Raw genomic sequence first — 25,569 nt, 5'->3', positions numbered from 1 at the left:
CCACCGCGAGCGCCACCTCGCTGCCGGGGCCGCGCATCGCCGCCACGCGGAAGGGCAGGGCGACCGGCTCCACCGCGGGGGCCGGCTCGGCCCGGACGGGGAGGGCGGCCAGGATCAGCAGGGCGCCCGTCGCCCGCAGGGCGGCACGCGCCGCCCGCGGGTCATACATGCTGGCCGCCGTTGATGTGGAGTTCGGCGCCGTTCACGTAGGACGAGGCCTCGGTGCAGAGGAAATAGATCGCCTTGGCGACCTCGTCCGGGGTGCCGAGGCGGCGCTGCGGGATCTGCTCCACGAGCTTGTCGGTGCCCGGCGACAGGATCGAGGTGTCGATCTCGCCGGGCGAGATCGCGTTGACGCGGACCCCGAGCGGCCCGAAATCCGCGGCCATCTCCCGGGTCAGCCCAGCGAGCGCCGATTTCGAGGTGCCGTAGGCCGCGCCCGCAAAGGGGTGGACCCGCGAGCCCGCGATCGAGGTGACGTTGACGATCGAGCCCCGCGCCCGGGTCAGCTCCTCGCACAGGCCCCGGGCCAGCAGGATTGGCGCGAAGAAGTTGACCTGGAAGACGCGGGCCCAATCGGCGTACTCGGTCGAGAGCGCGCCGAGCCGCGCGCCGCCGGGCCCCTTCGGCGAGATGCCGGCATTGTTGACGAGGGCCTGCAGCAAGCCTCCCTCGGCGGCGAGGCGCTCGGCCACCTCGCGCACGCCGCGCACCGTGTCGGCGGCGTCGGCGAGATCGACCTGGAGGTGGTCCTCCGGGCCCATCTCCCAGGGGCAGTTCTCGGGAAAGGGATGGCGCGAGCAGGTGATCACCCGCCAGCCTGCGGCGGAAAAGCGTTTGACGGTGGCATGCCCGATGCCCCGGCTGGCGCCGGTGAGCAGCATCACCCGTCGACGGTCGTTGGATGAGGCCAAGGCCGATTCCTCGCTGCCCGCGAAACGCGCCGCGGCGCGGCGGGCGTGATGTCGGTTCAAGGTCTAAGCCGCGCCCTGTCGGAAATCCAGCGTTCCCGCTGCGCTGCGAAAGGCGCGGGCCGCCGGGGACCCCGTCGATCCGCACGGGTTGTCCCCGGCGGCCGTTCCGTGCGAGCGGGAAGGACGGGGCGCGGTGGGCGTGAGGGCGGCAAGCGTGAGCACAACGCGGGAGAAGCCGATCGTGCTCGTCGTGGAGGACGATGCCGTCACCCGCCACTCCGCGATCGCCATGATCGAGGATGCGGGATTCGCCGTCTGGGCGGTCGACAACGGCAACGCGGCGATCCGCGTGCTCGACGACGGCGCGGCGGTGCGGGTCGTCGTGACCGACATCGACATGCCGCTCGGCATCGACGGCATCAAGCTCGCCGCCTGCATCCACCGGCGCTGGCCCGGGGTCGGCATCGTGATCGCCTCGGGCAAGGTGCGGCCCCAGCCCGGCGACGTGCCGGCCGAGGGCCGCTTCCTGCGCAAGCCCTACACGGAAGAGCAGGTCATCGAGGCGATCCGCGGCCTGCTCGATCCGTCCGAGGCCCCGCCTCAGGGATAGAGGCCCCGCCTCGGGGATAGAGACTCCGCCTCAGGGATAGAGCCGCGCGCGGGACCAGCCCTCGCCCTCGCTTCGGCCCGCGCGGGTGAAGCGCACCCGGTCGTGCAGGCGGTAGGCGCCGTTCTGCCAGAACTCCATCTGCACCGGGGCGAGGCGGAAGCCCGCCCAGTGCTCCGGCCGGGGCACCGGGCCGTTCTCGTACTTCGCCGAGAGTTCGGCGACCTCGGCCATGAGGGTCGGGCGGTCGGTGAGCGGGCGCGACTGGCGGCTGGCGAGCGCGCCGATGCGGCTGTCGCGGTGGCGGCTCTCGAAATAGGCGTCGGCCTCCTCCGGCGTGACCGGGGAAACCGGCCCGCGGGCGCGGATCTGCCGGCGCAGGGACTTCCAGTGCAGCACGATGGCGGCCTGCGGGTTCTCCCGGAGCTGCCCGCCCTTGGCCGATTCGAGGTTGGTGTAGAAGACGAGGCCGCGGGGATCGAGCCCCTTCAGCAGCACCACCCGGACGTCGGGCAACCCGTCCGCCCCGGTGGTGGCGAGCGCCATGGCGTTGGCGTCCTCGGGCTCGGCGGCCTCCGCCTCCGCCATCCAGGCGGTGAACAGGATCCAGGGATCCGAGGCCAGGGTGAAGTCCGATGGAGCGGCGTGGGACGCGCCGGGACCGGCGGGATCATCCTCTCTTAACCGATCGAAGGTCATTTTGCTCTCTGTGGCATCCGGGTCGGGGGGCACCGGCGCGGGCATCATACCCTTGTCGGACCCTGTCTGCCTCGAGTTCAGGTGTAATGCGTGTGCGTCTGTGTAAAGTCCTCGCCTGCCTGGCGGCCGGCCTGGCCGCCGCCACATCGGCCGGCTGCAGCGGGCCGATCCTCTCCTTCAAGGCGAAGGAGGCGCCGACCACGCCCGAGCCGACCGTGACCGGCTCGATCCCGAAGCGTCCGACGAGCTTCGGCCGCGACCTCGACGACGAGGATTGGCGGCGCGCCCATGGGGCGCTCTCCCTGGCCCTCGACCCGCAGGGCAACGGCCGCCCGGTGAAGTGGGACAACCCGGACACCGCCATGCGCGGCTCGGTCAACCCGACCGGCCTGCCCTACGTGGCGGGCGACGAGATCTGCCGCGACTTCCTGGCCACCATCGTCGGCGACCCCGCCGGCAAGGGGGCGGGCAAGGGGGCGGGCAAGGAGATTGGCCCCGGCGCGCGGAGCCGCTTCCTGCGCGGCACCGGCTGCAAGCTCAGCGGCGGCGTGTGGGAGCTGAAGCGGCTGCGCTCGGGCCGGGGCTGACGAGGGCCCCGCGGCCGCCTTCGGAATCGCACCGTCGGGGTGTTGCAGGACCGCAACGCCCTCCCCACGTTGAAGCCGGGCGGCCAAGGCCGTACCCTCGACGGTTCGACCCCTTCAAAAGATCGACGATGCGAAACCCCTACGACGTGCTGGGCGTGCCCAAGGGCGCGAGCGAGACGGAGGTCAAGAAGGCCTTCCGCAAGCTCGCCAAGGCCTATCATCCCGACAGCAACAAGGACCCGAAGGCCAAGGAGCGCTTCGCGGAGGCGAACACGGCCTACGAGATCCTCGGCGACAAGGACAAGCGCGGCCAGTTCGACCGCGGCGAGATCGACGCCGACGGCAAGCCGCGGGCGACCGGGTTCGAGGGCTTCTCGGGCTTCGGCGGCGGCCGGGGCGGGAGCGCCTTCGACTTCGAGGGCTTCACCCGCCAGCGCGGCGGCGCCGGCGCGGGCCCCGGCGGGGTCGGCGAGGATTTCATCAGCCACATCTTCGGCGAGGCGTTCCGCGCCGGCGGGGCCGGGCCGGGCTTCGGCCGGGGCGGCGGCGGGCCGGCCCGCGGCGAGGACGTGGCGGCCGAGCTCAGCGTCACCCTCGAACAGGTCGCGGGCGAGGAGAAGATGCGTATCGGCCTGCCCGGCGGGCGCGACGTCGACGTGGTGATCCCCAAGGGCGTCGTCGACGGCCAGACCATCCGCCTGCGCGGCCTCGGCGGCGGGGCGGGCCCCCGCGGCGAGCCCGGCGACGCGCTGCTGACCATCCGGGTGCTGCCCCATCCGGTCTTCAAGGTGGAGGGCGCCGACCTGCGCGCCACCGTCGAGCTGCCGCTGGAGGACGCGGTGCTGGGCGGGACCCTGCGGGTGCCGACGCTGACGGGGGCCGTCGAGATGAAGGTGCCGGCGATGACGAGTTCGGGCCGCACCTTCCGCCTGCGCGGCAAGGGGCTGCCGAAGAAGGACGGCACCCGCGGCGACCTCCTCGCCACGACGGCCGTGGCGCTCCCCGTCGGCGAGGATGCCGCCCTCACCGACTATGCCCGCCGCCGCCGCGAGGCCAAGGCCGGCACGGTCTGAGCCGGCGGGCGGCCCAATGGGCGCCCGTCCGCGACGACGGCTTCAGGTTCGACGGCTTCAGGCTTCCCCCTCCGGCGGGCCTCCGCTAAGGAAGCCCGTCGCGCCCATCGAGGGGGCGCGCGCGGCCGAAGCGAAGGTGACGCATGTCGGATCAGAAGGCGGGCGGGCTGCTCGCGGGCAAGCGCGGGCTGGTGCTGGGCGTGGCCAACAACCGCTCCATCGCCTGGGGCATCGCCCGCAGTGCGGCTCAGCACGGGGCCGAACTCGCCTTCACCTACCAGGGTGACGCGCTCAAGAAGCGGGTCGAGCCGCTGGCGCGCGAGCTGAACGCCAAGGTGGTCGGCCATTGCGACGTGACCGACCCGGCCTCGATCGACGCCGCCTTCGCGGCCACCGCCGAGGCCTTTCCCGGCGGCATCGACTTCGTGGTCCACTGCATCGCCTTCTCCGACAAGGACGAGCTGACGGGCCGCTACATCGAGACCTCGGAAGGCAACTTCACCAAGTCGCTCCTGATCTCGTGCTACTCCTTCACCGCCATCGCCCAGCGCGCCGAGAAGATCATGCGCGACAGCGGCTCGCTCCTGACGCTGACCTATTACGGCGCCGAAAAGTGGATGCCCCACTACAATGTGATGGGGATCGCCAAGGCCGCCCTGGAGGCGTCGGTGCGCTATCTCGCCGCCGATCTCGGCCCGAAGCAGATCCGCGTGAACGCGATCTCGGCCGGTCCCATCAAGACGCTGGCGGCCTCGGGGATCGGCGACTTCCGCTACATCCTCAAGTGGAACGAGTACAACGCGCCGATGCGCCGGACGGTGACGATCGAGGAGGTCGGCGAGACCGCGGCCTACCTGTTCTCCGACATGTCCAAGGGCGTGACCGGCGAGATCCTCCACGTCGATGCCGGCTACCACGTCGTCGGCATGAAGAATCCCGAGGCGCCCGACATCACCCGCGACCGGGACTAGGCGCCGGCGCCTCGCCTCCCGCCTTACCTGGGGGAGGCGGGCCCCTGCCGCCGCGCGGCGCGGGCGCGGAAAACGCCCGGACGGGACAGGTCGGCCCTATCCCGCTCCGGTCAGGCGGCGCGACCAATCCTCCACCGCCCCGCTCGCCAGCCGCCGTGCGGCGAGCGCCCGCCAGTTCTCCGAGAGCTCCGGCAGCGCCGCGATGGCCGTGAGCGCCGCCCGGTCGAGGCGGTCGACGTAGACGTGGTGCAGGAGCCGCGACAGCGGCCAGTCCGGATGCGGGCGCTCGACCAGGGCCAGGGTGTCCCCCGTCGCCACGGTGCCCTCCGCGATCACCCGGTAGTACCAGCCGGTGCGGCCGCTCGCCTGAACCCGCCGGGCCATGTCGGGCACGGAAAAGCGCAGGTTCAGCTTGAAGCAGGGCTGACGGGCCTGCGACACCTGGAGGAGGGCGCTGCCCGCCCGCCACAGGTCGCCGACGCAGATCTCCGCCTCGGTGAGGCCGAGGGTCGAGACATTCTCGCCGAAGGCGCCGGGCCGTTCCAGGAGGTCGGGCGCGCCGGGCAGCTCCGCGCGCCAAGCCGGGGCATGGTCGAGGCCGTAATGGTGCACCGCCTTCTCCGGCCCGCCGTGAAAGCGCCGGTCGGCCTGGGCGTCACCCGCGAGGCCGAGCCGGCCCACCGCGACGGCGCCGGCGACCGGCGCCTTGGCGATGGCACTGGCGCTGACGTGACCCGCCGCCCCGAGCGGCGCGACGGGCCCGGTCAGCACCGCGCGAATCACGACCCGCATCCCTAAGCCTCCTCGTCCTGAAAATCCCCGCCCAGCTGCAGGCCCTCGATCCAGGTCGCGCCCGCGCGCTTCGTCACCACCCGCGGGCGCACGCCGCCCTCCGCCGCCACCGCGGCGGCGAGGCGCTCGGAATGGGTCACCAGCCAGACCTGCGTGCGCCGCGCGGCCTGCACGATCATCCGCGCCAGGGGCTCCATCAGATCCGGGTGGAGGCTGGTCTCGGGCTCGTTGAGCGCCACGAAGGGCGGCAGCCGGTAGGCGAGCAGGGCGCCCGCGAGCGCAAGGTAGCGCAGCGTCCCGTCCGACATTTCGGAGGCCTCGAAGACCCGCATGGGATAATCGGGGAAGACGAGGCCGAATTGCGCCGCGCGCCCGGGCTCCGGCACGACGAGGCGGGCGCCGGGAAAGGCGCCGTCGATCGCCGCGTCGAGATCGGCGGTGTCGCCGCGGATATGGGCGAGTGTCGCGAACACCGCGGCGAGATTGGCGCCGTCGGAGGCCAGGGTCGGCGCCGTCACCGCGAGGCAGGGTTTTCGCAGCGGCGAGCCCGCGTCGGTGCGGACGTCGTGGTAGAAGCGCCACCCCGCCATCGCCTGCCGGACGATCTGCAATTCCGGGAACCGGATCCCGTCCTGCAGGGCGGCGAGCGCCGTCTCGGTGGCGAGCAGGCCGGTGCCGAGCGGGCGCTTGCGGCCCTCCTCGTCGCGCACGAAACCCGCGGGCCCGTCGCGGTCGAGGGCGACGACGGGGCGCGCACCGCCCTGCACGGTGAGCCGCTCCGCCTTGACCTGGGGCTCCAGACGGAACGCCGCTCCGAGGACGGCGTCCCGGACCTGCGGCACGAGGCCGACCTCGACGGCGTAGGCGTAGGCGTGGCCGGTTTCCGCGTCCGCGAGATCCGCGCGCAGCCGCACCCGGGCCGGCTCGCCCCGGCGGCGGGTTCCCGCCCACAGCACCGAATCCATTCCGCCCTCGGCGGCCAGCGCCCGCGTCAGCGTGCCGGCGGCGGCGGCCTGGAGGAGGGCGAGGGCCCGGTACAGGTTGGTCTTGCCCGTCCCGTTGCCGCCGACGAACACGGTGAGCGGCCCGACCGGGAACCGGATGTCTCTCAGGGACCGGTAGCCGGCCGCCTCGATGTCCTGCACGATCGGCATCGGTGACTCGCACGGCCTCGGGAGAGAAGCGTAGCGGGCCTGCCCCCCGCTGTCAGCGCGTCCGGCGGCGCCGGCGGCGGGGGTCAGGCCTGCGCGAAATAGGCGTCCCAGAGCCCGTTCCGGAAGCGCAGATCGGGATCGTAGCGGCGCTTGAGCGCGGCGAAGGCGTCGGCGCGGGGATAGGCGCGGCGGACCTGGTCGGGATGCGCCTGCGTCCGGTAGGGCAGGTAGAAGCTCCCGCCCAGTCCGATCGCGGCCTCGATGAGGCGGCGCGTCATGGCCCCCATGGCGGCATCCGCCTCCGGCGTGCGATCGTGCGAGAACGACATGACCGCCGCGATCCGCGCCTGCGGCGCGTAGGCGAGGCAGGCGATCGGGTCGGCCTCGACATGGCGCAGCGTCACGTTGAGGAGCTCGCCCCCGGCCGCAGGCAGGATCGTCCGGCAGGCCGCGAGGAAGGCGGCGAGCCCCTCCGGCGGCAGGAAATACTCGTGGAGGATGTCGACCCGGGCGGGATCGCGATTCGCCAGGACCGCCGCCGACACGTTCAGCAGGGCGTTGCGGGCGACGCGGCCGGGGGCGAGGTGCGGCGCGACCTGCGTCTCGGCCAGCCAGCGCAGGCGCTTGCCCGCCTCGCTGCCGGTCTGCCCGCGATAGATCAGCCGCTGCAGCCAGGGCAGGGATGCGGCCTCCGGCGGCGGCACCGGCCCGGTCCGCGCCCGGAAGGCGACGAGGACGGCCTCCTCCAGGAAACGCGACCGGGACACGGAGAGGCGGCCATAGGCCATGGCGACCTCCGGCGTGCGCACGGTGCGCAGGAAGGCGTCGGCGAACCCGTCCGCCGGCAGGCGGGCGAGGTCGGGCGCCAGGGCACGGTTCGGCACGGCGTCGAGCTCGAGATCGACGACGAGGCCGAACAGGCCGTAGCCGCCCATGGCGTGGGCGAAGAGTTCGGGCTCCTCGGTGGGCGAACAGGCGACCAGCGTCCCGTCCGCGAGCAGGAGGCGCAGGTGCCTCACCGTCGTGCCGAACGGCCCGCACGGGACCGCCCAGCCATGGGCGTTGACGCAGAAGGTCGAGCCGATGCCGAAATCGTTGTTCGACTGCATGACGGCGGGCGACAGGCCGGCCGCGTCGAGGGCCGGGATGACCTGCCGCCAGCGGGTGCCGGCCGCGGCCCGGTAGCGCCGGGCGGCCGTGTCGATCTCCACCCCGCCCCCCTCCAGGGTCAGCGCGACGCCCTCGGGCACGAGGCTCTGGCCGCCCATGGAATGCCGGGCCACGCCGACGGCGACGGGGCGCCCCTCCGCCGCCGCGGCCTTGAGTTCGGCCCGCAGGCGGGCGACCCGCGCCTCGCCGGGTTCGGACGGCACCAGGACGTGGCGCGCGACCCGGGTCGGGCTCATCCGGCCGGCATCGTTCAGGACGGGAGCGACGGAAGCGGCGCCGGCCGGTGACGGAAGTCCCGCCGATCGCGCGCGCGGCACCGGCAAGGACAAGGGGAGCGACACCGGGACCGAGAGCGCCAGGGGCGCGGCGGCCAAGTGTCCGAGGACGGTGCGACGGGTCGGAGCGGGGGACGGCATCGGGGGCAGCGCCTCAGGCGGGCGCCCTCACGGCCTCGTGCGCCTCCCCCGAAACGCCCGCCCCGCCGTCCGGACCGGAACGGAGGCGGCCGGGGATCCGGGCGTTTCGTGAGGCACGCCGCGTCGGCCCGGTGCACCCATGCCGCGCAGCCTCGCCCCGGCGCGGCGCCGGCGCGGTGCCCGGGCGCACGGGACCGTCGCGCCCGCAATCCCTCAATCGGGCACGGTCAGCCCCGCGATCCCGTCCCGCGGCGGCGGGAAACGCGGGTCCATGGCCTCCAGCGTGTCGGCGATGGTGCGGGCCACCATGAGATTGCGGGCCCATTTCCGGTTGGCCGGCACCACGTGCCAGGGGGCGTAGGGGGTCGAGCAGCGCGAGAGCGCGTCGTCGAAGGCGGTCTGGTAGGCGTCCCAGCTCTTGCGCTCGACGAGGTCGGCGGGGTCGAACTTCCAGTGCTTCTCCGGATCCCCCAGGCGCGCCTCGAGCCGCTCCTTCTGCTCGTCCTTGGAGATGTGGAGGAAGAACTTGAGGATGGTGCAGCCCGAGAGCGTCAGCAGCCGCTCGAAGTCGTTGATGAGGCCGTAACGCTCGCGCCAGGTCTCCTCCGGCACGAGCCCCTTCACCCGCACCACCAGCACGTCCTCGTAGTGGCTGCGGTTGAACACCCCGATCAGGCCGCGGCCGGGGGTGCGGGCGTGGTAGCGCCACAGGAAATCCTGATCGAGCTCCTCGGCGCTCGGCACCTTGAACGACCAGACCCGGCACCCTTGCGGGTTCACGCCCTCCAGCACGGCGCGGATGGTGCCGTCCTTGCCGCCGGTGTCGATCGCCTGGAACACGACGAGGAGGCTGCGACGGCGCTCGGCATAGAGCCGCTCCTGCAGGGCCTTGATCCGGGTCCGCTCCCCGGCGAGCGCCGCCTTGGCCTCGGCCTTGTCGAGGCCGCCGGTGGCGTCCGGATCGACCGAGGCGAGGGAGAAGCGCGGGCCGGGCTCCACGGTGACGATGCCGGGGGCGGCGGGCGCCAGGACCGGGTGGAGGTGGGGCGACAGGCTCGGGGCGGTGCCCGCGCCCGCATCCGCCGCCCGAGCCCAGCGGGCGGAGGAGGGCGGATGGTCCTCGGCCGGTTTCGTGCCGCGCGCGGTGGCCTGCCCGGTGGCCTGCCCCTTGCTCCGCGCCTTCGAGGGCCCGTCGCCCTGCGACGTCGTTTCCCGGCTTTTCCCCGCCTGCGGACCACCCGGATCCTTGCCGTTCTGCTTGCTCATGCCGAAGATCACTCGCTCGTGAACCGATCGCAGGGACGGTCCGGACCCGCCGGAGGGGAAAGCTTGAGCCCCAAACAGATGCGCCGCCCCCGCCGTTCCCGCGCTTTTGGGAGCGAAGCGGCGTGAGCGGGGCCCCGACGATCTACTTCCTGCGCCACGGCCAGACCGATTGGAATGCGGAAGGGCGGCTCCAGGGCCACCGCGACATCGACCTCAACGCCCGCGGGCTCGCCCAGGCCGAGGAGGTCGCCGACCGTCTGCGCCGCGTCGCCGGGGCGGATCTCCCCACCGCCGACTACGTGGCGAGCCCGCTCCTGCGCACCCGCCGGACCATGGAGACCGTGCGCGCCCGCATCGGCCTGCCGGAGACCGCCTACCGCACCGACCTCCGCCTGCGGGAGATCGGCTTCGGCGCCTGGGAGGGCCATACCTGGGCCGAGATCCGGCGGCGCGACCCCGCCAGCGCCCTGGCGCGCGACCGCGACCGCTGGGGCTACCGGCCCCGCGGCGACAACGCCGAAAGCTACGCCATGGTCGAGGCCCGGGTCGAGGAGGTGGTGGCCGAGCTGCGCCGCCCGACCGTGATGGTCGCCCATGGCGGCATCGCCCGGGCGCTCCTCGTCATCCTGGGCCATCTCGACACCTACGCCGCGCCCCGCCTCGGCATCCGCCAGGGCAGCGTCCTCGTCCTCGAAGGGCAAGGCTGGCGCTGGGCCTGACCCGGCGGAGCACCGCGCCTCGCACGGACGGCGGCCGACGCGCATCCGCTTGACTTATATCCATTTCGCGCATAACTAAGACGCAGACTGGATATAAGGAGGCCGGGCGATGACCGAGGCCGAGTTCCTGGCCCGCTACGATCCCGCCGACTACCCGCGGCCCGCGCTCGCCGTCGATCTGGTGCTGCTGGGCCTGAGGGGAGGGCGCCCGGTCGTCCTGCTGGGCCCGCGGGCCCAGCATCCCCATGCCGGGCGCTGGGCCCTGCCCGGCGGCTTCGTCGGGATCGCGGAGGATCTCGAGGCGGCGGCTGGGCGGGTCCTGCGGGAGAAGGCCGGCGCGGCGCAGGCCTATCTGGAGCAGCTCTTCACCTTCGGCGCCCTCACCCGCGATCCGCGGATGCGCATCGTCAGCGTGGCCTATCTCGGCCTGCTGACGGAGGCGGCGCTGGCCGAGGCCCTGGCCCAGGCGCCGTCGCTCCGGGCCGCGGCGCTCACCCTGCCCGCGGCGCCCGACGGGCCGGCCGAGGCCGCCACCGAGCGGGGCGAGGGCCTGCCGCTCGCCTTCGACCACGGGGAGATCCTCGGCGTCGCCCTGCGGCGGCTGCGGGGCAAGCTCGACTATTCCGAGGTCGGCTTCGCCCTGCTGCCGCCGCTGTTCACCCTGCGCCAGCTCCAGGACGTGCACGAGGCGATCCTCGGCACCGCGCTCAACAAGCCGGCCTTCCGGCGCCGGATGCTCGACCGCGGCTGGCTCGCGCCCACGGGCCGCCACGAGGCCGGCACCTCCTACCGCCCGGCCGAGCTGTTCCGCTTCCAGAAAACCCCGTGATCGACAGGAATCCGCCATGGCCACGATCCGCCGCTTCGGCTTCGCCTCCCAGCTCCGCAGCGAGGCGAGCCGCCACGTCATCCGCTTCCACAACGGCCGGGTACGCCGGAGCGGGCGCGGCCTCGTCTTCTGGTTCCAGCCGGAGACGGCGAGCATCAGCGAGCTGCCGATGGACGACCGCGAGATGACCCTGTTCGTCCAGGGCCGCAGCCGGGATTTCCAGGCCCTGGCCGTGCAGGGCACGGTCGGCTGGCATGTCGCCGATCCCGAGCGCCTGGCGCGCCGGATCGACTTCTCGATCGGGCTGAGCGACGGGCAGTGGCGGGGGGAGCCGATCGAGAAGATCGAGGCGCGCATCAGCGGGCTCGCCGCCCAGGCGGTGCAGCAATTCCTCGGTCAGGCGCCGGTGCGCGCCCTGCTCGAGGCCGGGCCCGAGGCCCTTCGGACGGAGCTCCAGGCGGCGCTCGCCGCCGATCCCGGGCTGGCCGAGATCGGGATCGCCGTGGTCGGCGTGCGCCTGGCCAACCTCGCCCCGAGCCGCGAGCTGGAGCGGGCGCTCCAGACCCCGACCTACGAGGCGCTCCAGCAGAAGGCCGACGAGGCGACCTTCGCCCGCCGGGCGCTCGCCGTCGAGAAGGAGCGGGCCATCGCCGAGAACGAACTCGCGACGAAGACCGAGCTCGCCCGGCAGGAGACGCAGCTCATCGCCCAGGAGGCGCAGAACGCCCGCGACCGGGCGGTGGGTCAGGCCGAGGCCCAGGGGCTGGAGGCGCAGGCCGAGGCCGCGCGCATCCGCGCCGTGGAGGGGGCCCGGGCCGAGGCGGAGGCCGCCCGCGTCGCCGCCTACCGCGACCTGCCGCCGGGCCTGCTGCTCGGCCTCGCCGCGCAGGCGCTCGCGGGCAAGCTCGAGACGATCGAGCACGTGACCGTGACGCCCGATCTCCTGGCCACGGTGATGGGACAGCTGCGCGAGGCTCCCGCCCGGGTCGCGGCGCGCTGACGGGATCGTGTCATGGCAGCGCTCACCAACCGGGCGGTCTTCGTCACCCGCGAGACGGATTACGAACGCCTGATCGCCCGCCACGCCACGAGCGGGCAGGCCCGGTTCTTCCTGGAGAGCCGCGGCCAGCGGATCGAGGCGGTGGAGGCGGAGCACACCCGCTTCCACGGCGTGCTGGCGCAGGCGCGGGGCGCGGTGCCCGCGGGCTGGCGGCAGGCGCTGGTGGGCCGGGAGGCGCTCGACCGCTTCCTGTTCGGCCCCGACGACGTGATCGTCGCGGTGGGCCAGGACGGGCTCGTGGCCAACGTGGCGAAGTATCTTGAGGGCCAGCCGGTGATCGGGATCGACCCGGCCCCCGACCGCAACGACGGGGTGCTGGTGCGCAACCCCGTCGCGCGGCTCGCCCGGCTGCTTCCGGCGAGCGTGGCGGGCGACGTGGCGCTGGAGCGGCGGACCATGGTCCAGGCGATCCTCGACGGGGGCGAGCGCCTGTTCGCCCTCAACGAGGTTTACGTCGGCCACCGCAGTCACCAGACCGCCCGCTACCGGATCGACACCGCGGCACAGGAGGGCCCCGAGACGGGGGAGGAGCAGGCCTCCAGCGGACTCATCGTCGCCTCCGGGACCGGAGCCACCGGCTGGGCCCGGTCGATCGCGGAGGCGACCCATCTCGGCCTGCCCCTCGGGCCGGAGGAGCCGGCGGTGGGCTACTGGGTGCGCGAGCCCTTCCCCGGCCGCGCGACCGCCGCGCGGATGCGAGCCGGCAAGCTCGCCGCGCCGCTCCGCGTCACCTCGCGGATGAACGAGGGCGGCGTCGTCTTCGCCGACGGCATCGAGCAGGACTTCCTGGACTTTGGCTGGGGGCGGCAGGTGAGCCTGTCGCCGGCCCCGCGCCGGCTCCATCTCGTGGTCGGGTGAGGCCCCGTTCCGGCGGGCCGGGACCAGGGAAACCGTGCCGGGCGGAGGGCTCGGTCCGGCGCGGACGGGTTCCCTCGCGGCCCGACGGGTGTAAGGGACGTGCGACGGCAGCCCCCGGGGCGGCGCGATCCGGTCGCAAAACCGCCCCGTGCGCCTCGCATCAGGCGCCTGTCATGCGGGTGGGACACCATCCGCCGCTCGGGATTCGGGACGGAGCATCGGGATGGACGGCCTCGCCGGGAAGAGCCGGACCGTGCAGGAGAGCGCCGGAGAGGGCCGGCCGGGCGGCGCGGGGGCGACCGCGCGCGCGGTCCTGCGCGGCGCGGCGCGGCCCGACCTGATCCGGCACGAGACCCTGTCGACGATCTTCCGGGCGAGCGCCGCCGCCCGCCCCGAGGCGCCCTGCCTGATCGACGCCGCCGCGGCCCGCCCGGGCGAGGCCCCGCCGGTCCTGACCTATGCCGCCGTCGATGCCCGCTCCGACCGGCTCGCCGCGGCGCTCGCCGGCCGCGGCATCGGCCCGGGCGACGTGGTCGGCCTGTGGATGGCGCGGGGGCCGGAACTCCTCGTCGCGCAGATCGCCATCACCAAGTCGGGCGCGGCCTGGCTCCCCTTCGACGCGGAGGCGCCCGCCGACCGCGTCGCCGTGTGCCTCGCGGACGCGACCGCCAAGGCCCTGTTCGTCTCGGAGGGGCTGAGGGCGCAGGCCCCGGACGGCGTCACCCTCGTCACGACCGCCGACCTGCTCGGCGCGGCCCCCGAAGGCGCGCCCGCCCCCGATCTCGACGCGGCCGGCCTCACCCCGCAGCACCCGGCCTACCTGATCTACACTTCGGGCTCGACCGGCGTGCCGAAGGGCATCGTCATCAGCCACGCCAACATCTGCCACTTCCTGCGCTCGGGCAACGCGGTCTACGGGGTGCGGCCCGAGGACGTGGTGTTCCAGGGCGCCTCCGTCGCCTTCGATCTCTCCATGGAGGAGATCTGGGTGCCCTATCTGGTCGGCGCCGGCCTGTTCGTGGCGAGCCCGGCCATGATGGGCGACGTGGAGGCGCTGCCGGCGATCATCGCGGGCGCGGGCGTCACCGTGCTCGACACGGTGCCGACGCTGCTGGCGATGATCCCGGGCGACCTGCCCAGCGTCCGCCTCGTGCTCCTCGGCGGCGAGGCCCTGCCCGAGCCGCTGGTGGCGCGCTGGGCGAGTGGCGAGCGGCGCCTGTTCAACACCTACGGGCCGACCGAGGCGACGGTCGTGGCGACCGCCGCGGAGATGCGGCCGGACCGGCCCGTCACCATCGGCGGCCCGATCCCGAATTATTCCGTGTATGTCGCCGACGAGGCGCTGAACCTCCTGGGGCCCGGCGAACAGGGGGAGTTGCTGATCGGCGGCCCCGGCGTGGCGGCGGGCTATCTCAAGCGCCCCGAACTGACCGCGGAAAAGTTCGTCGCCAACCCGTTCGCCTCCGACGGGAGCGACCCCGTCCTCTACCGCTCGGGCGATGCCGTCTCGATGACCGAGGACGGGGACATCCTGTTCCACGGGCGCATCGACGATCAGGTCAAGGTTCGGGGCTTCCGGGTCGAGCTCGGCGAGATCGAGGCCCGCATCCGGGGCGAGGCCGGGATCAACCAGGCGGCGGTGGTGCTGCGCCGCGACGACGACGTGGATCGCCTCGTCGCCTTCCTCGTGCCGGAGCGCGGCGCCGAGATCGACCGGACGGCGCTCCGGAAGGGCCTCGCGGCGCAGATGCCGCCCTACATGGTGCCCGGCCATTTCGAGACGGTGGAGACCCTGCCGCGGCTCACCTCCGGCAAGGTCGACCGCAAGGCCCTGAGGATCGCCCCGCTCACCGTCGTGGCGGCCGACGGCACGCAGGAGGCCCCCGACAACGAGACCGAGGCCGCCCTGCTGGCCGCCGCCAAGAAGGTCTTCGGCGAGGGGCCGATCGGGTTCGAGGCCGACTTCTTCGCCGACCTCGGCGGCCATTCGCTGCTGGCCGCCCGCTTCGTCGGCGCGGTGCGCGAGACGCCGGCGCTCGCCGGCATCACCCTGCAGGACGTCTATGCCGGCCGCACCCTCCGGACGATGGCCGCGAGCCTGATCGAGCGGACCGGCGGCGCGGGCGCGGCCACCGCGATCCGGGACCTGAGCTTCGAACCGCCCCCGCTTCGGCGGCGCGCCCTGTGCGGGCTGGCCCAGGCCGCCGCGCTGCCCTTCGTGATCGCGCTCGCCACCGCGCAATGGCTCGGCATCTTCGTGACCTACCTGCTGCTGACCGGCGGCGGGCTCGGCTTCTGGGGCGAACTGGCGGTCCTGCTGCTGGTCTATATCGGCATCAACGCGGTCACGGCCTGCATCGCCATCCTCGGCAAGTGGCTGATCCTCGGGCGCACGCGCCCCGGGCGCTACCCGCTCTGGGGCGTCTACTATTACCGCTGGTGGCTGGCGCAGCGCCTGACGCCGCTCGTCCACATCAAGTGGCTCCAGGGCTCGCCGGTCATCGCCACCTATCTGCGGCTGCTCGGCGCGCGGATCGGCGACGACGTGCTGATCTCCGACCTCGATGTCGGCGCCCCGGACCTCCTCACGATCGGCCGGGGCGCCTCGCTGGGAGGGCGCCTCGTGATCGCCAACGCCGAGGTCGTCGGCAACGAGCTGATCATCGGCCCCGTCACCATCGGCGCCGACGCGATGATCGGCACGTCCTGCGTGATCGGCCGCGACGCCGTGATCGGGGACCATGCCGAGATCGCCGACCTGACCACGGTCCCGGCCGGCACCGAGGTCGGCCCGGCCGAGGCCTGGGACGGCTCGCCGGGCCGCCGGGTCGGCACCGTCGATTTCGCCGCCCTGCCCGAGCCCGCCACCGCCTCGCCGGCCCGGCGGCTCGCCTTCGGCGTCGTCTACGCCTTCCTGCTCGCGGCGGTGCCGGCGATCGGCCTTCTGCCGATCTTCCCGGCCTTCTACGTCTTCGACCAGATCTCGGACCGGCTCTCCGAGATCACCGACGTGGACTACCATGCCTATCTGCCGCTGCTGACCTGGCCCACCGCCATGCTGATGACGGCGGGCACGGTGCTGCTCATCGCGGGCATCCGCTGGGCGGTGCTGCCGCGGCGGCGCGCGGGCACCTACTCGATCTGGTCGGGCTTCTATCTCCGCAAATGGCTCGTCGCCCTCGCCTCCGAGGTGACGCTGGAGACGCTCTCGTCGCTGTTCGCCACCGTCTACATGCGGGCATGGTACCGGCTGCTCGGCGCCCGGATGGGGCGGGGCGCGGAGATCTCGACCAATCTGGGCTCGCGCCACGACCTCGTGGCGGTCGGGCCCAACAACTTCATCGCCGACGAGGTCGTGGTGGGCGAGGAGGAAATCCGCCGCGGCTGGATGCATCTCCACCCCGTCGAGACGGGCGCCCGCGTCTTCGTGGGCAACGACGGGGTCCTACCCCCGGGCGTCAAGATTCCCGACGACGTGCTGATCGGGATCAAGTCGAAGCCGCCCGCCAACGCCGCGATGCATCCGGGCGAGACGTGGTTCGGCTCGCCGCCGATCCGCCTGCCGGTGCGGCAGCGGGTCGATCTCGGCTCGCAGGCCCAGACCTTCGAGCCGAGCGTGGCGGCCAAGCTCCGGCGTGGCCTGTTCGAGGCCTTCGCGACCTCGTTCTCGCCGATGCTCTACCTGTCGCTGGCCATCTGCGCGATCGACTGGGTGTTCTACCCTGCGATCCTGGAGGGCGATTGGCTCGGCCTCGCGGTCTCGTTCGTGATCGCCAGCGTCGTCATCGCCCTGATCCAGACCTCGAGCGTCATCGCCCTCAAATGGCTGCTGATGGGGGCCTACAGCCCCGGGATGCGGCCGATGTGGTCGTGGTGGGCCATGCGCACCGAGGCCATCGCCGTCGCCTATTGGGGCCTGGCCGGCAAGGTGCTGCTCGAACACCTGATGGGCACGCCGTTCCTGCCCTGGGTGCTGCGGCTGTTCGGCGTGAAGATCGGGCAGGGCACCTGCCTGCTCATGACCGACGTCACCGAGTTCGACTGCGTGTCGATCGGCGATTACGCCGCGATCAACCGCTCGGCGGCGCTCCAGACCCACCTCTACGAGGACCGCATCATGAAGGTCGGCCCCGTCGTGGTCGGGCGCGGCGTCTCGGTGGGCGCCTTCTCGACCGTCCTCTACGACAGCCATGTCGGCGACTTCGCGCGGCTGCGCCCCCTCACCATCGTGATGAAGGGCGAGTCGATCCCCGCCCATTCGGAGTGGGAGGGCGCGCCCGCCGTGCCGGTGGTGCACGCGGTGGCGAAGGCGGAGGCGGCCTGAGGCGGCGGGTCGTCCGCCGGAGGGGAGGAGGCGGCCCGCCGGGTCCCGTCCCGGGGACCACATGGCTAGCCGTCGAGGCGCTGTCCGAGGCGGCCCGCCAGATCCTGGATGAACTGGAACGCCGTGCGGCCCGAGCGCGAGCCGCGGGTGGTGGCCCATTCGAGCGCCTCGGCCCGCAGCCGCTCCGGCTCGACCGCGAGGCCGTGCCGCGCGACATAGGCGTGGATCATCGCCAGATACTCGTCCTGGCTGCATTTGTGGAAGCCGAGCCAGAGGCCGAAGCGGTCGGACAGCGAGACCTTCTCCTCCACCGCCTCGCCGGGATTGATCGCCGTCGAGCGCTCGTTCTCGACCATCTCGCGGGCGAGCAGATGCCGCCGGTTGGAGGTCGCGTAGAACAGCACGTTGCCGGGCCGGCCCTCGATGCCGCCGTCGAGCGCCGTCTTGAGCGACTTGTAGGAGGTGTCGTCGGCGTCGAACGAGAGGTCGTCGCAGAAGACGAGCCAGCGATGGGGATCGTCGCGCAGGAGGCTCATCAGCGCGGGCAGCGCCTCGATGTCCTCCCGGTGGATCTCGACGAGCTTCATCGGCCGGGCGCCTTCGGGCCGGCGCGCGTTGATCGCGGCATGCACCGCCTTGACCAGCGACGACTTGCCCATCCCGCGCGCGCCCCACAGCAGGGCGTTGTTGGCCGGCAGGCCTCGGGCGAAGCGCTCGGTGTTCTCCACCAGGGTGTCGCGGGCCCGGTCGATGCCGGTCAGGATCCCGATCTCGACCCGGTTGACCCGCGGCACCGGGATCAGCCGGCGCTCGGGTCCCCACAGGAAGGCGTCGGCGCCGCTCGTCTCCACCCGCGGGACGGTCGGGGGCGCGGCGCGTTCGAGGGCGGCGGCGATCCGCTCCAGCAGCGGCAGCAGGTCGGCGGGCGTCGGCTCAGCGGCCATGGCGTTGTCCGGTTTGCAGGGGGAGGGACTCCTCCCTCGTGTCGCGCGGCTGTGTAGGCGCTTCCCACGAAAATGGGGAGGCGCGGTGAGGCCGGCGGATCGGGCGCCTGCAGCGCGCGGCAGCACCGTATGGCCGGGCGCGAAGAGCGCCCCGCGCAGCGGGTCTCGGCCTTGGCCGAGGCCGTCTGGCGGAGCGAGGGCCTAAGCCCGCGGAGGCGGGCGCCGGCGACGGAGGCCGAAACAGCATGACGTTGCTTTCGAGTCGCCCGTGGCTATAGTCCGCGCGCTTTTCGACAGGCCCGTCGTCTCGCGAGGGCCCGGAATCTCCGCGGCCCTCCGGGCCCGTCTCATCCCAGGAGTCTGACAGCGTGATCACCCCCGCCTTCGCGCAAGGAGCCGGAGCCGCGAGCGGCGCGGATGTCGCGCTGCAATTCGTCCCCTTCGTCCTGATCTTCGTGATCATGTACTTCCTGATCCTGCGCCCGCAGCAGCGCCGGCTCAAGGACCACCAGAGCATGGTCAAGAACGTGCGCCGGGAGGACACGATCGTGACCACCGGCGGCCTCGTCGGCCGCGTCACCAAGGTCACGGACGATTCGAACGAGATCGAGGTCGAGATCGCCCCGAACGTCCGCGTGAAGGTCGTGCGCACGATGGTCTCCGAGGTCCGCGTCAAGGGCGCCCCGGTCAAGGCCTCCTGAGGCGCCATGTGAGCGTGCCGGGCCAACCTCCGGCACCCATGACAAAAAGTCGGAACGGGCGGATGCTGCGCTTCTCGAGAACCAAGATCATCGCGACGCTCGCCATCATCCTGATCGGCCTGAGCCTCGCGGTGCCGAGCTTCGTCCCGGCCGACAGCCGCAAGGCGTTCATGGCCTCGCTGCCAGCGTGGTTCCCGAGCTGGGTCATCCCGCAGCGGGCGATCGTGCTCGGCCTCGACCTCCAGGGCGGTTCGCAGCTCCTGCTGGAAGTCGATCAGAACGACCTCGTCGGCTCCAAGGTCAAGGCCCTGCGCGACGACGTGCGCGGTGCGCTCCAGAAGGAAGGCGTGCGGGCCGACGGCGGCATCCAGACGCTGAAGCGCGGCGTGCAGGTGCGCATCCCGGATGCGGCCGCCCGCGCCAAGGTGCTGCCGAAGCTGCGCGAGCTTTCCCAGCCGATCCAGAACGCCATCGCCGGACCGGGGGGTGGAAACACGCTCGACGTGAGCGAGCAGCCCGACGGCCTGATCCAGATCACCCTCAGCGATGCCGGCCTCATCGACAACACCCGCCGCGCCGTAAGCCAGGGCATCGAGGTCATCCGCCGCCGCCTCGACTCCACCGGCACGTTGGAGCCCTCGATCCAGCAGCAGGGCGCCGAGCGCATCCTGATCCAAGTGCCGGGCGAACAGGATCCGAGCCGCCTGGAGGCGCTGCTCGGCTCCACCGCCAAACTCGAATTCCGCATGCTCGCGGACTCGCCCTCGGGCGACGTCGATCTCCTGCCCAACAAGGACGAGGGCGGCGCCAAGGTGCCGGTCGAGCGGCGCGTGATGGCCAGCGGTGCGGAACTCACCGACGCCCAGCCGGCCTTCGACCCGCAGTCCCACGAGCCGATGGTGAGCTTCAAGTTCAACCTGAAGGGCGCCCAGAAGTTCGGTCAGGCGACCTCGGAGAATGTCGGGCGCCGCATGGCGATCGTGCTCGACGGCGTGGTGCAGTCGGCCCCCGTGATCCGCTCGGCGATCACCGGCGGCTCGGGCCAGATCACCGGCAACTTCACGGTCCAGCAGGCCAACGACCTCTCGGTGCTGCTGCGCGCGGGCGCCCTGCCGGCCAAGTTCACCGTGGTCGAGCGCCGCGTGGTCGGCCCCGGCCTCGGCCGCGACTCGATCGAGGCCGGCACGAGGGCCACCCTGGTCGCCGCCGCGCTCGTGGTGGTCTTCATGTTCGCGACCTACGGCGTGTTCGGCTTCATCGCCAACATCGCGCTCTTCGTCCATGTCGGCCTGATCCTCGGCCTGATGTCGGTCTTGGAGGCGACGATGACGCTGCCCGGCATCGCCGGCATCGTCCTCACCATCGGCACCGCGGTCGATTCCAACGTGCTGATCTACGAGCGCATGCGCGAGGAGGCCCGCTCCGGCCGTTCCCTGGTCTCGGCGCTCCAGGCCGGCTTCGACCGGGCCTTCGCCACCATCATCGACTCGAACTCGACCATGGCGATCGCCGCCATCATCCTGTTCTTCATGGGCTCCGGCCCGGTGAAGGGCTTCGCCGTGGTGTTCATCCTCGGCATCCTCACCACGGTCATCACGGCGGTGACGCTGACCCGCATGATGATCGCGGTGTGGTACAACGCCTTCCGGCCGAAAGCCCTGCCGTTCTGACTCTCGCCGGCCGGCCGCGGGGACGCGGCGGGCCGCTTCGCCGTTGATGACAAGGCGCGCGCCGCCTTCAGGCTCCGAGACCGACCATGCGCCTGCTCCGCCTCTGGCCCGATGAATCGCATTTCGACTTCATGCGGTTCCGGCACCTCACCTTCCCGCTCTCGGCCTTCATCTCCGTGGCGACGGTGGTGCTGTTCCTCACCGTGGGGCTCAATTACGGCATCGACTTCAAGGGCGGCACGCTCGTCGAGCTGCAGGTCAAGCCCGGCCAGACTTCCAACGTCGCCGAGATCCGCGAGACCGCCAACGGCTTCGGCTTCGGCGAGACCGAGGTGCAGGAACTCGGCGGCGAGGGGCAGGTGCTGGTGCGCTTCCCGCTCCAGGCCGGCGAGCAGGGCCAGACCACGGTGATGCAGAAGGCGCACGCCGCCTTCGACGCGCATTACGAATTCCGCCGCACCGAAACCGTCGGCCCGCGCGTCTCGGGCGAGCTGGTCCAGTCCGGCACCGTCGGCGTGGTGCTCTCGGTGCTCGCGGTGCTCCTCTACCTGTGGTTCCGCTTCGAGCGCGAACTGGCGCTCGGCGCCATCGTCGGCACGCTGCACGACATCGTGCTGACGGTGGGCATCTTCATCGTCACGGGAATCGAGTTCAACATGACCTCGATCGCCGCGATCCTGACCATTGTCGGCTACTCGCTCAACGAGACCGTGGTGGTGTTCGACCGGACCCGCGAGCTGATGCGCCGCTACAAGACCATTCCGGTGGTCGAGCTCCTCAACCTGTCGATCAACTCCACCATGTCGCGCACGGTGATGACCTCGATGTCGACCATCCTGTCGCTCGTGGCGCTGGTGATGTTCGGCGGCGAGGCGATCAAGGGCTTCGCCGTGGTGATGCTGGCCGGCGTCGTCATCTGCACCTACTCGGCGATCTTCGTCTCGACGCCCGCGCTGATCTATATCGGGCTGACGCTCTCGGGCGCGAAATCGGGGCAGCGCGAGACCGGGCTGGCGCCGCAGGCGGCCGAGTGACCGGCGCGGCGAGAGCGCGCGCGCGAGGGCCGGCATGAGCGACGGACGTCTCTACGAGGGCTTCCTGCCCGGCCGCCACGGCATCGACGCCTACGGCAATGGCGGGTTCCGCTTCGGGCAGATGTCGCATCGCGGCTCGATCCTGATGCTGCCCTCCGGCATCCAGGCCTGGGACGTGACCGAACCCTCCGGCATCGACGGGCGGAGCCTCGCCCCGGTCCTGGCGGAGCGCGAGAGCATCGAACTCCTGCTCGTCGGCACCGGCCTCGACATCGTGTTCCTGCCCGATGCCTTGCGCCAGCGTCTCAAGGCCGCGGGTATCGGCCTCGACGCCATGCAGACGGGGGCGGCGGCGCGCACCTACAACATCCTGATGGCCGAGAACCGCAAGGTCGCGGCCGCGCTGATCGCGGTTCCCTGAGCCCTTGCCCCCCTGTCCCACCGCCGTCGCACGAGCCCCGCTCCATGACGCCGCGCCCTGAGACCCGCACCGCGCCGAGCCCCGCCCCGGACAATGGCGGCCTCGCCTTCGCCTTCCGCCACTGCGAGGAGCTGGTGCGCGAGGGCGATCCCGATCGCTACTTCGCCACCCTGTTCGCGCCGGCCGCGTTCCGGCCCCACCTGTTCGCGCTCTCGGCCTTCAGCCTCACCGTCGCCCGGGTGCGCGAGGCGGCGGGCAACCCGATGGCGGGGGAGATCCGGCTGCAATGGTGGCGCGACGCGCTCCAGGGCGAGGCCCGGGGCGACGTGCGGGCCAACCCGGTCGCGGCAGCCCTGGAGGACGCGATTGTCGCGCGCCGGCTCGGGCGCCAGCCCTTCGTCGACCTGATCGACGCCCGGGTGTTCGACCTCTACGACGACCCGATGCCCCGGGTGAACGACCTCGAAGGCTATTGCGGCGAGACGGCCTCGTCCCTGATCCGCCTCTCGGGGCTGGTGCTCGCCGACGGGGCCGAACCCGGGGGGGCGGCGGCGGCGGGCCATGCGGGCGTGGCCTACGGCATCACCGGGCTGCTGCGGGCGCTGCCCTGGCATGCCCGCCAGGGCCAGGTCTACCTGCCCGCCGACCTCCTGCGGCAGAACGGCGTGACGCGCGAGGACATCGTCTCGGGCCGCGGCGGCCCCGGTCTGGTGCGGGTCTGCGCCGAATTGCGCCGCCTCGCGCGCACCCATCTCTCCGCCTGCGCGGCGGCCCGCGCCACGATCGCCCCGGCCGCGCGGCCGGCCTTCCTGCCCACCGCCCTGGTCGAGCCCTACCTCGCCGCCATGGAGCGGCCCGGCTACGACCCGCTCCACAGCCTCGTCGAGATGCCCCGCTGGCGCCGCCTGTGGCGATTGTGGCGGGCGGCGCGCCGCGCTGCCTGAGGCGCCGCGGCTCCCACCCGCGACGCTCCCCTCGGCGCATCGTCTTGTCCGGGAGGCCGCAACCATCCTTCGGGACGATGCTCCCGTCGCGCGGATGTCCCATCCCGGGAAGTGCAACGCGACGGCGAAAGCCGTCAGGTTATCATTACATTTGATGTGAATTTACGCTTCTTTCACTCCCGAGAACGCAAAACTCCAGTATAAAATTGGGGCTCGGCCGTGAACCTTCGCATCAAGCATACGCTCATCGGGCTGGTCGGCGGCCTCTCCCTGGCGATCCTGGCTCAGGGGGCACTGGGAACGACACAGTTGCGGGCTGTGAACGCCAATGCCATCGACCTGACCGAGAACTGGCTGCCGAGCGTGCGCGAACTCGGGGAACTCAAGTATCGGATCACCCGCCTGAGGCTGGCCGATGCCCGTTTCGTCACGGCCACCGAGCCCAACGCCGATCTGGTCAAGGTCGGCGAGGGGCGGCTCGCCGAAGTCGAGGCGACGGCCGACCGCTACGCGCCCCTGATCGCGAGCGAGGCGGAGAGGGCGGCCTGGACCGCCTATCGCAAGCACTGGAGCGACTACCTCGCCGTGCGGTCCCAGCTCCAGGCGGCCTCGCTCGCCGGCGACCAGAAGCGGATGGGCGAACTCTTCTCGGCCTCGCGCGCCAGCTTCGAGGGATCGGTGAAGAGCCTCGACCAGGGCACCGCGATCAACCTGGAGGGCGGTGATCGCGCCAGGACGGCGGCGGCCGACACCTACGACAACGCCCTCCGGCTCACGGTCCTCCTCGGCGGCCTCGCCCTCGCGGCCGGGCTGGCCGGCCTCGCCTTCGTGGTGCTGGGCCTCACCCGCCCGCTCGACCGCCTGATCGCGCGGATGCGGGCGCTGGCGGCGGGCGACCTGCAGGCGGCGGTGCCCTTCACCGGCCGTGCCAACGAGATCGGGGCGATCGCGAACGCGGTCAAGGACGCGAGGGACAACCTCGTCAGGACGCGCCGGTTGGAAGAGGACACGGCACTCGCCCGCGCCTCGGCGGAGGAGCAGCGCAGGGCCGGCATGCGCCAGATGGCCGACGGGTTCGAGCGGGCGGTGGGCAGCATCGTCGGCCGGGTGTCCTCCTCGGCGATCCAACTCCAGTCCACGGCGCAGCAGATGACGGCGAGCGCCGCGCAGACGGCCTCCCGCTCGACCACCGTGGCGGCCTCCGCCGAGGAGGCGGCGACCAACGTCAACACGGTGGCGGCGGCCGCCGAGGAACTGGGCTGCTCCGTCCACGAGATCGGCCGTCAGGTCGGCAACTCGGCCGCCCTGGCCCAGGCCGCGGTGGCCGAGGCCGACCGGACCGCGATCCTCGTCCAGGCGCTGAAGCAGAGCTCGGCCCGGATCGGCGACATGGTCGGCCTGATCTCCTCCATCGCCAGCCAGACCAACCTCCTGGCGCTCAACGCCACCATCGAGGCGGCGCGCGCGGGCGAGGCGGGACGCGGCTTCGCCGTGGTGGCCTCCGAGGTGAAGGAACTCGCCGGCCAGACCGCGCGGGCCACCGACGAGATCGCCGGCCAGATCGGCGCGATCCAGGGAGCGACCGATCAGGCGGTGACCGCCATCGGCGGCATCACCGCCCGCATCCGCGAGATCGACGGCGTGGCGACCGGCATCGCGGCGGCGGTGGAGGAACAGGGGGCGGCGACGCAGGAGATCGTGCGCAACGTGGCGCAGGCGGCGAGCGGCGCGAGCGCGGTGACGGGCAGCATCGCCGAGGTGGCCCAGGCCTCCGAGGAGACGGGCGCCGCGGCGCATCAGGTGCTGTCGGCCTCCGCCGAGCTGTCGCGCCAATCCGAGCATCTCAGCGCCGAGGTCTCGGGCTTCCTCGCCACCGTCCGGGCCGCCTGATCGGACCCTACGCCGTCCGGCCCGCGAAGAACTGCGCGTCCGTCAGGGCCGCGGCCAGCACCGCCAGGAGGCCGGCATGGACGCCGAGGGCGGCGAGGCCGAGATGGTCGAGGGTCAGCATCAGCAGCGCGCCGGCGACGGCGAGCGGCGGTCCGCCGACATAGGCGATCCCGCGCCAGCCCCGCGCCGGCCGGGACAGGCGCCACAGGCCAACCGCGACGGCGAGGACCGCCAGGGCGAGCTTGAGCCCGGCCATGAAGAGCAGCACGCGGGCGAGATCCGCCTCGACCGAGGGCGGCGAGGCGCCGCTCGCGAGCCACACGGTCCCGGACGCGGCGAACGTCGCGCCGAGGAGGAGCAACCGCGGCCCGCGCCACGGCGGGGACGCCCGCGCGACCGCGGGACGAGCCCGGACCGCCGCCAGCCCCGTCATCGGCATCGCCGTCGCCATGACCGCCCCCTCCTGGTTGCCGGGCGATCCTAGGCCGGAGCGCGCGGCCTGTCGAACGCCGGGACGGCGGCGAGG

General features: G+C 72.6%; 23 protein-coding genes. 15 read left to right on the top strand and 8 right to left on the bottom strand.

All coding sequences use genetic code 11. From position 1 onward, the window contains the following. Window positions 1-161 precede the first annotated feature (161 nt). Entirely contained in the window at window positions 162-884 is a 723-nt protein-coding gene (locus LW587_RS16920; RefSeq protein ID WP_232630768.1) for an SDR family NAD(P)-dependent oxidoreductase, read from the bottom strand. 244 nt (window positions 885-1,128) lie between these two features. Between LW587_RS16920 and LW587_RS16915 the strand changes: the two genes are divergently transcribed. Beyond that, window positions 1,129-1,524: a response regulator gene (locus LW587_RS16915; protein ID WP_232630764.1), complete on the top strand. Its 396-nt coding sequence runs from the start codon at window positions 1,129-1,131 to the stop codon at window positions 1,522-1,524. A gap of 30 nt (window positions 1,525-1,554) precedes the next feature. On the opposite strand, the gene pdxH is transcribed toward LW587_RS16915, so the two are convergent. Further along, the gene (pdxH, locus tag LW587_RS16910; protein WP_269780340.1) at window positions 1,555-2,220 is read right to left on the bottom strand and encodes a pyridoxamine 5'-phosphate oxidase; all 666 of its coding nucleotides are present in this window, start codon (window positions 2,218-2,220) and stop codon (window positions 1,555-1,557) included. 86 nt (window positions 2,221-2,306) lie between these two features. Between pdxH and LW587_RS16905 the strand changes: the two genes are divergently transcribed. The 3 genes from LW587_RS16905 (at window position 2,307) to fabI (ending at window position 4,851) form a co-directional block, all read left to right on the top strand. Continuing rightward, entirely contained in the window at window positions 2,307-2,807 is a 501-nt protein-coding gene (locus tag LW587_RS16905) for an RT0821/Lpp0805 family surface protein (RefSeq protein ID WP_232630763.1), read from the top strand. Between the two features lie 128 nt (window positions 2,808-2,935). Continuing rightward, window positions 2,936-3,880 carry a DnaJ C-terminal domain-containing protein gene (locus tag LW587_RS16900; RefSeq protein WP_232630762.1) on the top strand — a complete coding sequence of 315 codons (945 nt, stop codon included), beginning with the start codon at window positions 2,936-2,938 and terminating at the stop codon, window positions 3,878-3,880. A gap of 143 nt (window positions 3,881-4,023) precedes the next feature. Next, window positions 4,024-4,851, top strand: coding sequence for an enoyl-ACP reductase FabI (gene fabI, locus LW587_RS16895; RefSeq protein ID WP_232630761.1), 828 nt, complete (start codon window positions 4,024-4,026; stop codon window positions 4,849-4,851). Between the two features lie 96 nt (window positions 4,852-4,947). Here the strand turns inward: fabI and LW587_RS16890 are convergent, their stop codons facing one another. The 4 genes from LW587_RS16890 to LW587_RS16875 all read right to left on the bottom strand — a co-directional run bounded on the left by LW587_RS16890 (window position 4,948) and on the right by LW587_RS16875 (window position 9,649). After that, window positions 4,948-5,643, bottom strand: a complete 696-nt coding sequence (locus LW587_RS16890; protein ID WP_232630760.1) for an MOSC domain-containing protein — start codon at window positions 5,641-5,643, stop codon at window positions 4,948-4,950. A gap of 2 nt (window positions 5,644-5,645) precedes the next feature. Next, window positions 5,646-6,797 carry an AAA family ATPase gene (locus tag LW587_RS16885; RefSeq protein ID WP_232630759.1) on the bottom strand — a complete coding sequence of 384 codons (1,152 nt, stop codon included), beginning with the start codon at window positions 6,795-6,797 and terminating at the stop codon, window positions 5,646-5,648. A gap of 83 nt (window positions 6,798-6,880) precedes the next feature. After that, the gene (locus LW587_RS16880; protein ID WP_232630758.1) at window positions 6,881-8,203 is read right to left on the bottom strand and encodes an FAD-binding oxidoreductase; all 1,323 of its coding nucleotides are present in this window, start codon (window positions 8,201-8,203) and stop codon (window positions 6,881-6,883) included. Window positions 8,204-8,596: 393 nt separating this feature from the next. After that, entirely contained in the window at window positions 8,597-9,649 is a 1,053-nt protein-coding gene (locus tag LW587_RS16875; RefSeq protein WP_232630757.1) for a polyphosphate kinase 2 family protein, read from the bottom strand. Between the two features lie 122 nt (window positions 9,650-9,771). Between LW587_RS16875 and LW587_RS16870 the strand changes: the two genes are divergently transcribed. The 5 genes from LW587_RS16870 to LW587_RS16850 all read left to right on the top strand — a co-directional run bounded on the left by LW587_RS16870 (window position 9,772) and on the right by LW587_RS16850 (window position 17,439). After that, window positions 9,772-10,368, top strand: a complete 597-nt coding sequence (locus LW587_RS16870) for a histidine phosphatase family protein (RefSeq protein WP_232630756.1) — start codon at window positions 9,772-9,774, stop codon at window positions 10,366-10,368. 109 nt (window positions 10,369-10,477) lie between these two features. Beyond that, a complete protein-coding gene (locus LW587_RS16865) occupies window positions 10,478-11,197 on the top strand; it encodes an NUDIX domain-containing protein (protein WP_232630755.1) in 720 nt (239 codons plus the stop codon). A gap of 16 nt (window positions 11,198-11,213) precedes the next feature. Next, the gene (locus LW587_RS16860; protein ID WP_232630754.1) at window positions 11,214-12,197 is read left to right on the top strand and encodes an SPFH domain-containing protein; all 984 of its coding nucleotides are present in this window, start codon (window positions 11,214-11,216) and stop codon (window positions 12,195-12,197) included. 12 nt (window positions 12,198-12,209) lie between these two features. Continuing rightward, on the top strand, window positions 12,210-13,115 hold the full coding sequence (locus LW587_RS16855) for a hypothetical protein (RefSeq protein WP_232630753.1): 906 nt from the start codon (window positions 12,210-12,212) through the stop codon (window positions 13,113-13,115). A 223-nt stretch (window positions 13,116-13,338) separates the two neighbouring features. Further along, window positions 13,339-17,439, top strand: a complete 4,101-nt coding sequence (locus LW587_RS16850) for a Pls/PosA family non-ribosomal peptide synthetase (RefSeq protein ID WP_232630752.1) — start codon at window positions 13,339-13,341, stop codon at window positions 17,437-17,439. A 65-nt stretch (window positions 17,440-17,504) separates the two neighbouring features. Here the strand turns inward: LW587_RS16850 and LW587_RS16845 are convergent, their stop codons facing one another. Next, a complete protein-coding gene (locus tag LW587_RS16845) occupies window positions 17,505-18,383 on the bottom strand; it encodes an ATP-binding protein (protein ID WP_232630751.1) in 879 nt (292 codons plus the stop codon). 368 nt (window positions 18,384-18,751) lie between these two features. Between LW587_RS16845 and yajC the strand changes: the two genes are divergently transcribed. The 6 genes from yajC (at window position 18,752) to LW587_RS16815 (ending at window position 25,043) form a co-directional block, all read left to right on the top strand. Then, window positions 18,752-19,084, top strand: coding sequence for a preprotein translocase subunit YajC (yajC, locus tag LW587_RS16840; RefSeq protein ID WP_232630750.1), 333 nt, complete (start codon window positions 18,752-18,754; stop codon window positions 19,082-19,084). Between the two features lie 62 nt (window positions 19,085-19,146). Beyond that, window positions 19,147-20,754, top strand: coding sequence for a protein translocase subunit SecD (secD, locus tag LW587_RS16835; RefSeq protein ID WP_232630749.1), 1,608 nt, complete (start codon window positions 19,147-19,149; stop codon window positions 20,752-20,754). 86 nt (window positions 20,755-20,840) lie between these two features. Then, window positions 20,841-21,788: a protein translocase subunit SecF gene (secF, locus tag LW587_RS16830; RefSeq protein ID WP_232630748.1), complete on the top strand. Its 948-nt coding sequence runs from the start codon at window positions 20,841-20,843 to the stop codon at window positions 21,786-21,788. 34 nt (window positions 21,789-21,822) lie between these two features. After that, complete coding sequence (locus LW587_RS16825) at window positions 21,823-22,209, top strand: Mth938-like domain-containing protein (RefSeq protein WP_232630747.1); 387 nt, start codon at window positions 21,823-21,825, stop codon at window positions 22,207-22,209. 44 nt (window positions 22,210-22,253) lie between these two features. After that, window positions 22,254-23,153 (top strand): phytoene/squalene synthase family protein, encoded by a 900-nt coding sequence (locus tag LW587_RS16820; protein WP_232630746.1) that lies wholly within the window; start codon window positions 22,254-22,256, stop codon window positions 23,151-23,153. 219 nt (window positions 23,154-23,372) lie between these two features. Further along, the gene (locus LW587_RS16815) at window positions 23,373-25,043 is read left to right on the top strand and encodes a methyl-accepting chemotaxis protein (RefSeq protein WP_232630745.1); all 1,671 of its coding nucleotides are present in this window, start codon (window positions 23,373-23,375) and stop codon (window positions 25,041-25,043) included. Between the two features lie 7 nt (window positions 25,044-25,050). Here LW587_RS16815 and LW587_RS16810 read toward each other — a convergent pair whose 3' ends face one another. Beyond that, entirely contained in the window at window positions 25,051-25,494 is a 444-nt protein-coding gene (locus LW587_RS16810) for a hypothetical protein (RefSeq protein WP_232630744.1), read from the bottom strand. Window positions 25,495-25,569: the final 75 nt, after the last annotated feature.

The organism is Methylobacterium sp. Leaf118, from assembly GCF_920984675.1.
Classification (GTDB): domain Bacteria; phylum Pseudomonadota; class Alphaproteobacteria; order Rhizobiales; family Beijerinckiaceae; genus Methylobacterium.
This window is presented reverse-complemented; position numbering and strand designations above follow the sequence as displayed.

What these genes read in the sequence shown, in the direction of transcription:
- LW587_RS16920 (WP_232630768.1), bottom strand. Translation starts at nt 884, where the DNA reads ATGCTGCTCACCGGCGCCAGCCGGGGCATCGGGCATGCCACCGTCAAA.
- pdxH (WP_269780340.1), bottom strand. Translation starts at nt 2,220, where the DNA reads ATGACCTTCGATCGGTTAAGAGAGGATGATCCCGCCGGTCCCGGCGCG.
- LW587_RS16905 (WP_232630763.1), top strand. Translation starts at nt 2,307, where the DNA reads ATGCGTGTGCGTCTGTGTAAAGTCCTCGCCTGCCTGGCGGCCGGCCTG.
- LW587_RS16900 (WP_232630762.1), top strand. Translation starts at nt 2,936, where the DNA reads ATGCGAAACCCCTACGACGTGCTGGGCGTGCCCAAGGGCGCGAGCGAG.
- fabI (WP_232630761.1), top strand. Translation starts at nt 4,024, where the DNA reads ATGTCGGATCAGAAGGCGGGCGGGCTGCTCGCGGGCAAGCGCGGGCTG.
- LW587_RS16890 (WP_232630760.1), bottom strand. Translation starts at nt 5,643, where the DNA reads ATGCGGGTCGTGATTCGCGCGGTGCTGACCGGGCCCGTCGCGCCGCTC.
- LW587_RS16885 (WP_232630759.1), bottom strand. Translation starts at nt 6,797, where the DNA reads ATGCCGATCGTGCAGGACATCGAGGCGGCCGGCTACCGGTCCCTGAGA.
- LW587_RS16880 (WP_232630758.1), bottom strand. Translation starts at nt 8,203, where the DNA reads ATGAGCCCGACCCGGGTCGCGCGCCACGTCCTGGTGCCGTCCGAACCC.
- LW587_RS16875 (WP_232630757.1), bottom strand. Translation starts at nt 9,649, where the DNA reads ATGAGCAAGCAGAACGGCAAGGATCCGGGTGGTCCGCAGGCGGGGAAA.
- LW587_RS16865 (WP_232630755.1), top strand. Translation starts at nt 10,478, where the DNA reads ATGACCGAGGCCGAGTTCCTGGCCCGCTACGATCCCGCCGACTACCCG.
- LW587_RS16860 (WP_232630754.1), top strand. Translation starts at nt 11,214, where the DNA reads ATGGCCACGATCCGCCGCTTCGGCTTCGCCTCCCAGCTCCGCAGCGAG.
- LW587_RS16855 (WP_232630753.1), top strand. Translation starts at nt 12,210, where the DNA reads ATGGCAGCGCTCACCAACCGGGCGGTCTTCGTCACCCGCGAGACGGAT.
- LW587_RS16850 (WP_232630752.1), top strand. Translation starts at nt 13,339, where the DNA reads ATGGACGGCCTCGCCGGGAAGAGCCGGACCGTGCAGGAGAGCGCCGGA.
- LW587_RS16845 (WP_232630751.1), bottom strand. Translation starts at nt 18,383, where the DNA reads ATGGCCGCTGAGCCGACGCCCGCCGACCTGCTGCCGCTGCTGGAGCGG.
- secD (WP_232630749.1), top strand. Translation starts at nt 19,147, where the DNA reads ATGCTGCGCTTCTCGAGAACCAAGATCATCGCGACGCTCGCCATCATC.
- secF (WP_232630748.1), top strand. Translation starts at nt 20,841, where the DNA reads ATGCGCCTGCTCCGCCTCTGGCCCGATGAATCGCATTTCGACTTCATG.
- LW587_RS16825 (WP_232630747.1), top strand. Translation starts at nt 21,823, where the DNA reads ATGAGCGACGGACGTCTCTACGAGGGCTTCCTGCCCGGCCGCCACGGC.
- LW587_RS16820 (WP_232630746.1), top strand. Translation starts at nt 22,254, where the DNA reads ATGACGCCGCGCCCTGAGACCCGCACCGCGCCGAGCCCCGCCCCGGAC.
- LW587_RS16810 (WP_232630744.1), bottom strand. Translation starts at nt 25,494, where the DNA reads ATGGCGACGGCGATGCCGATGACGGGGCTGGCGGCGGTCCGGGCTCGT.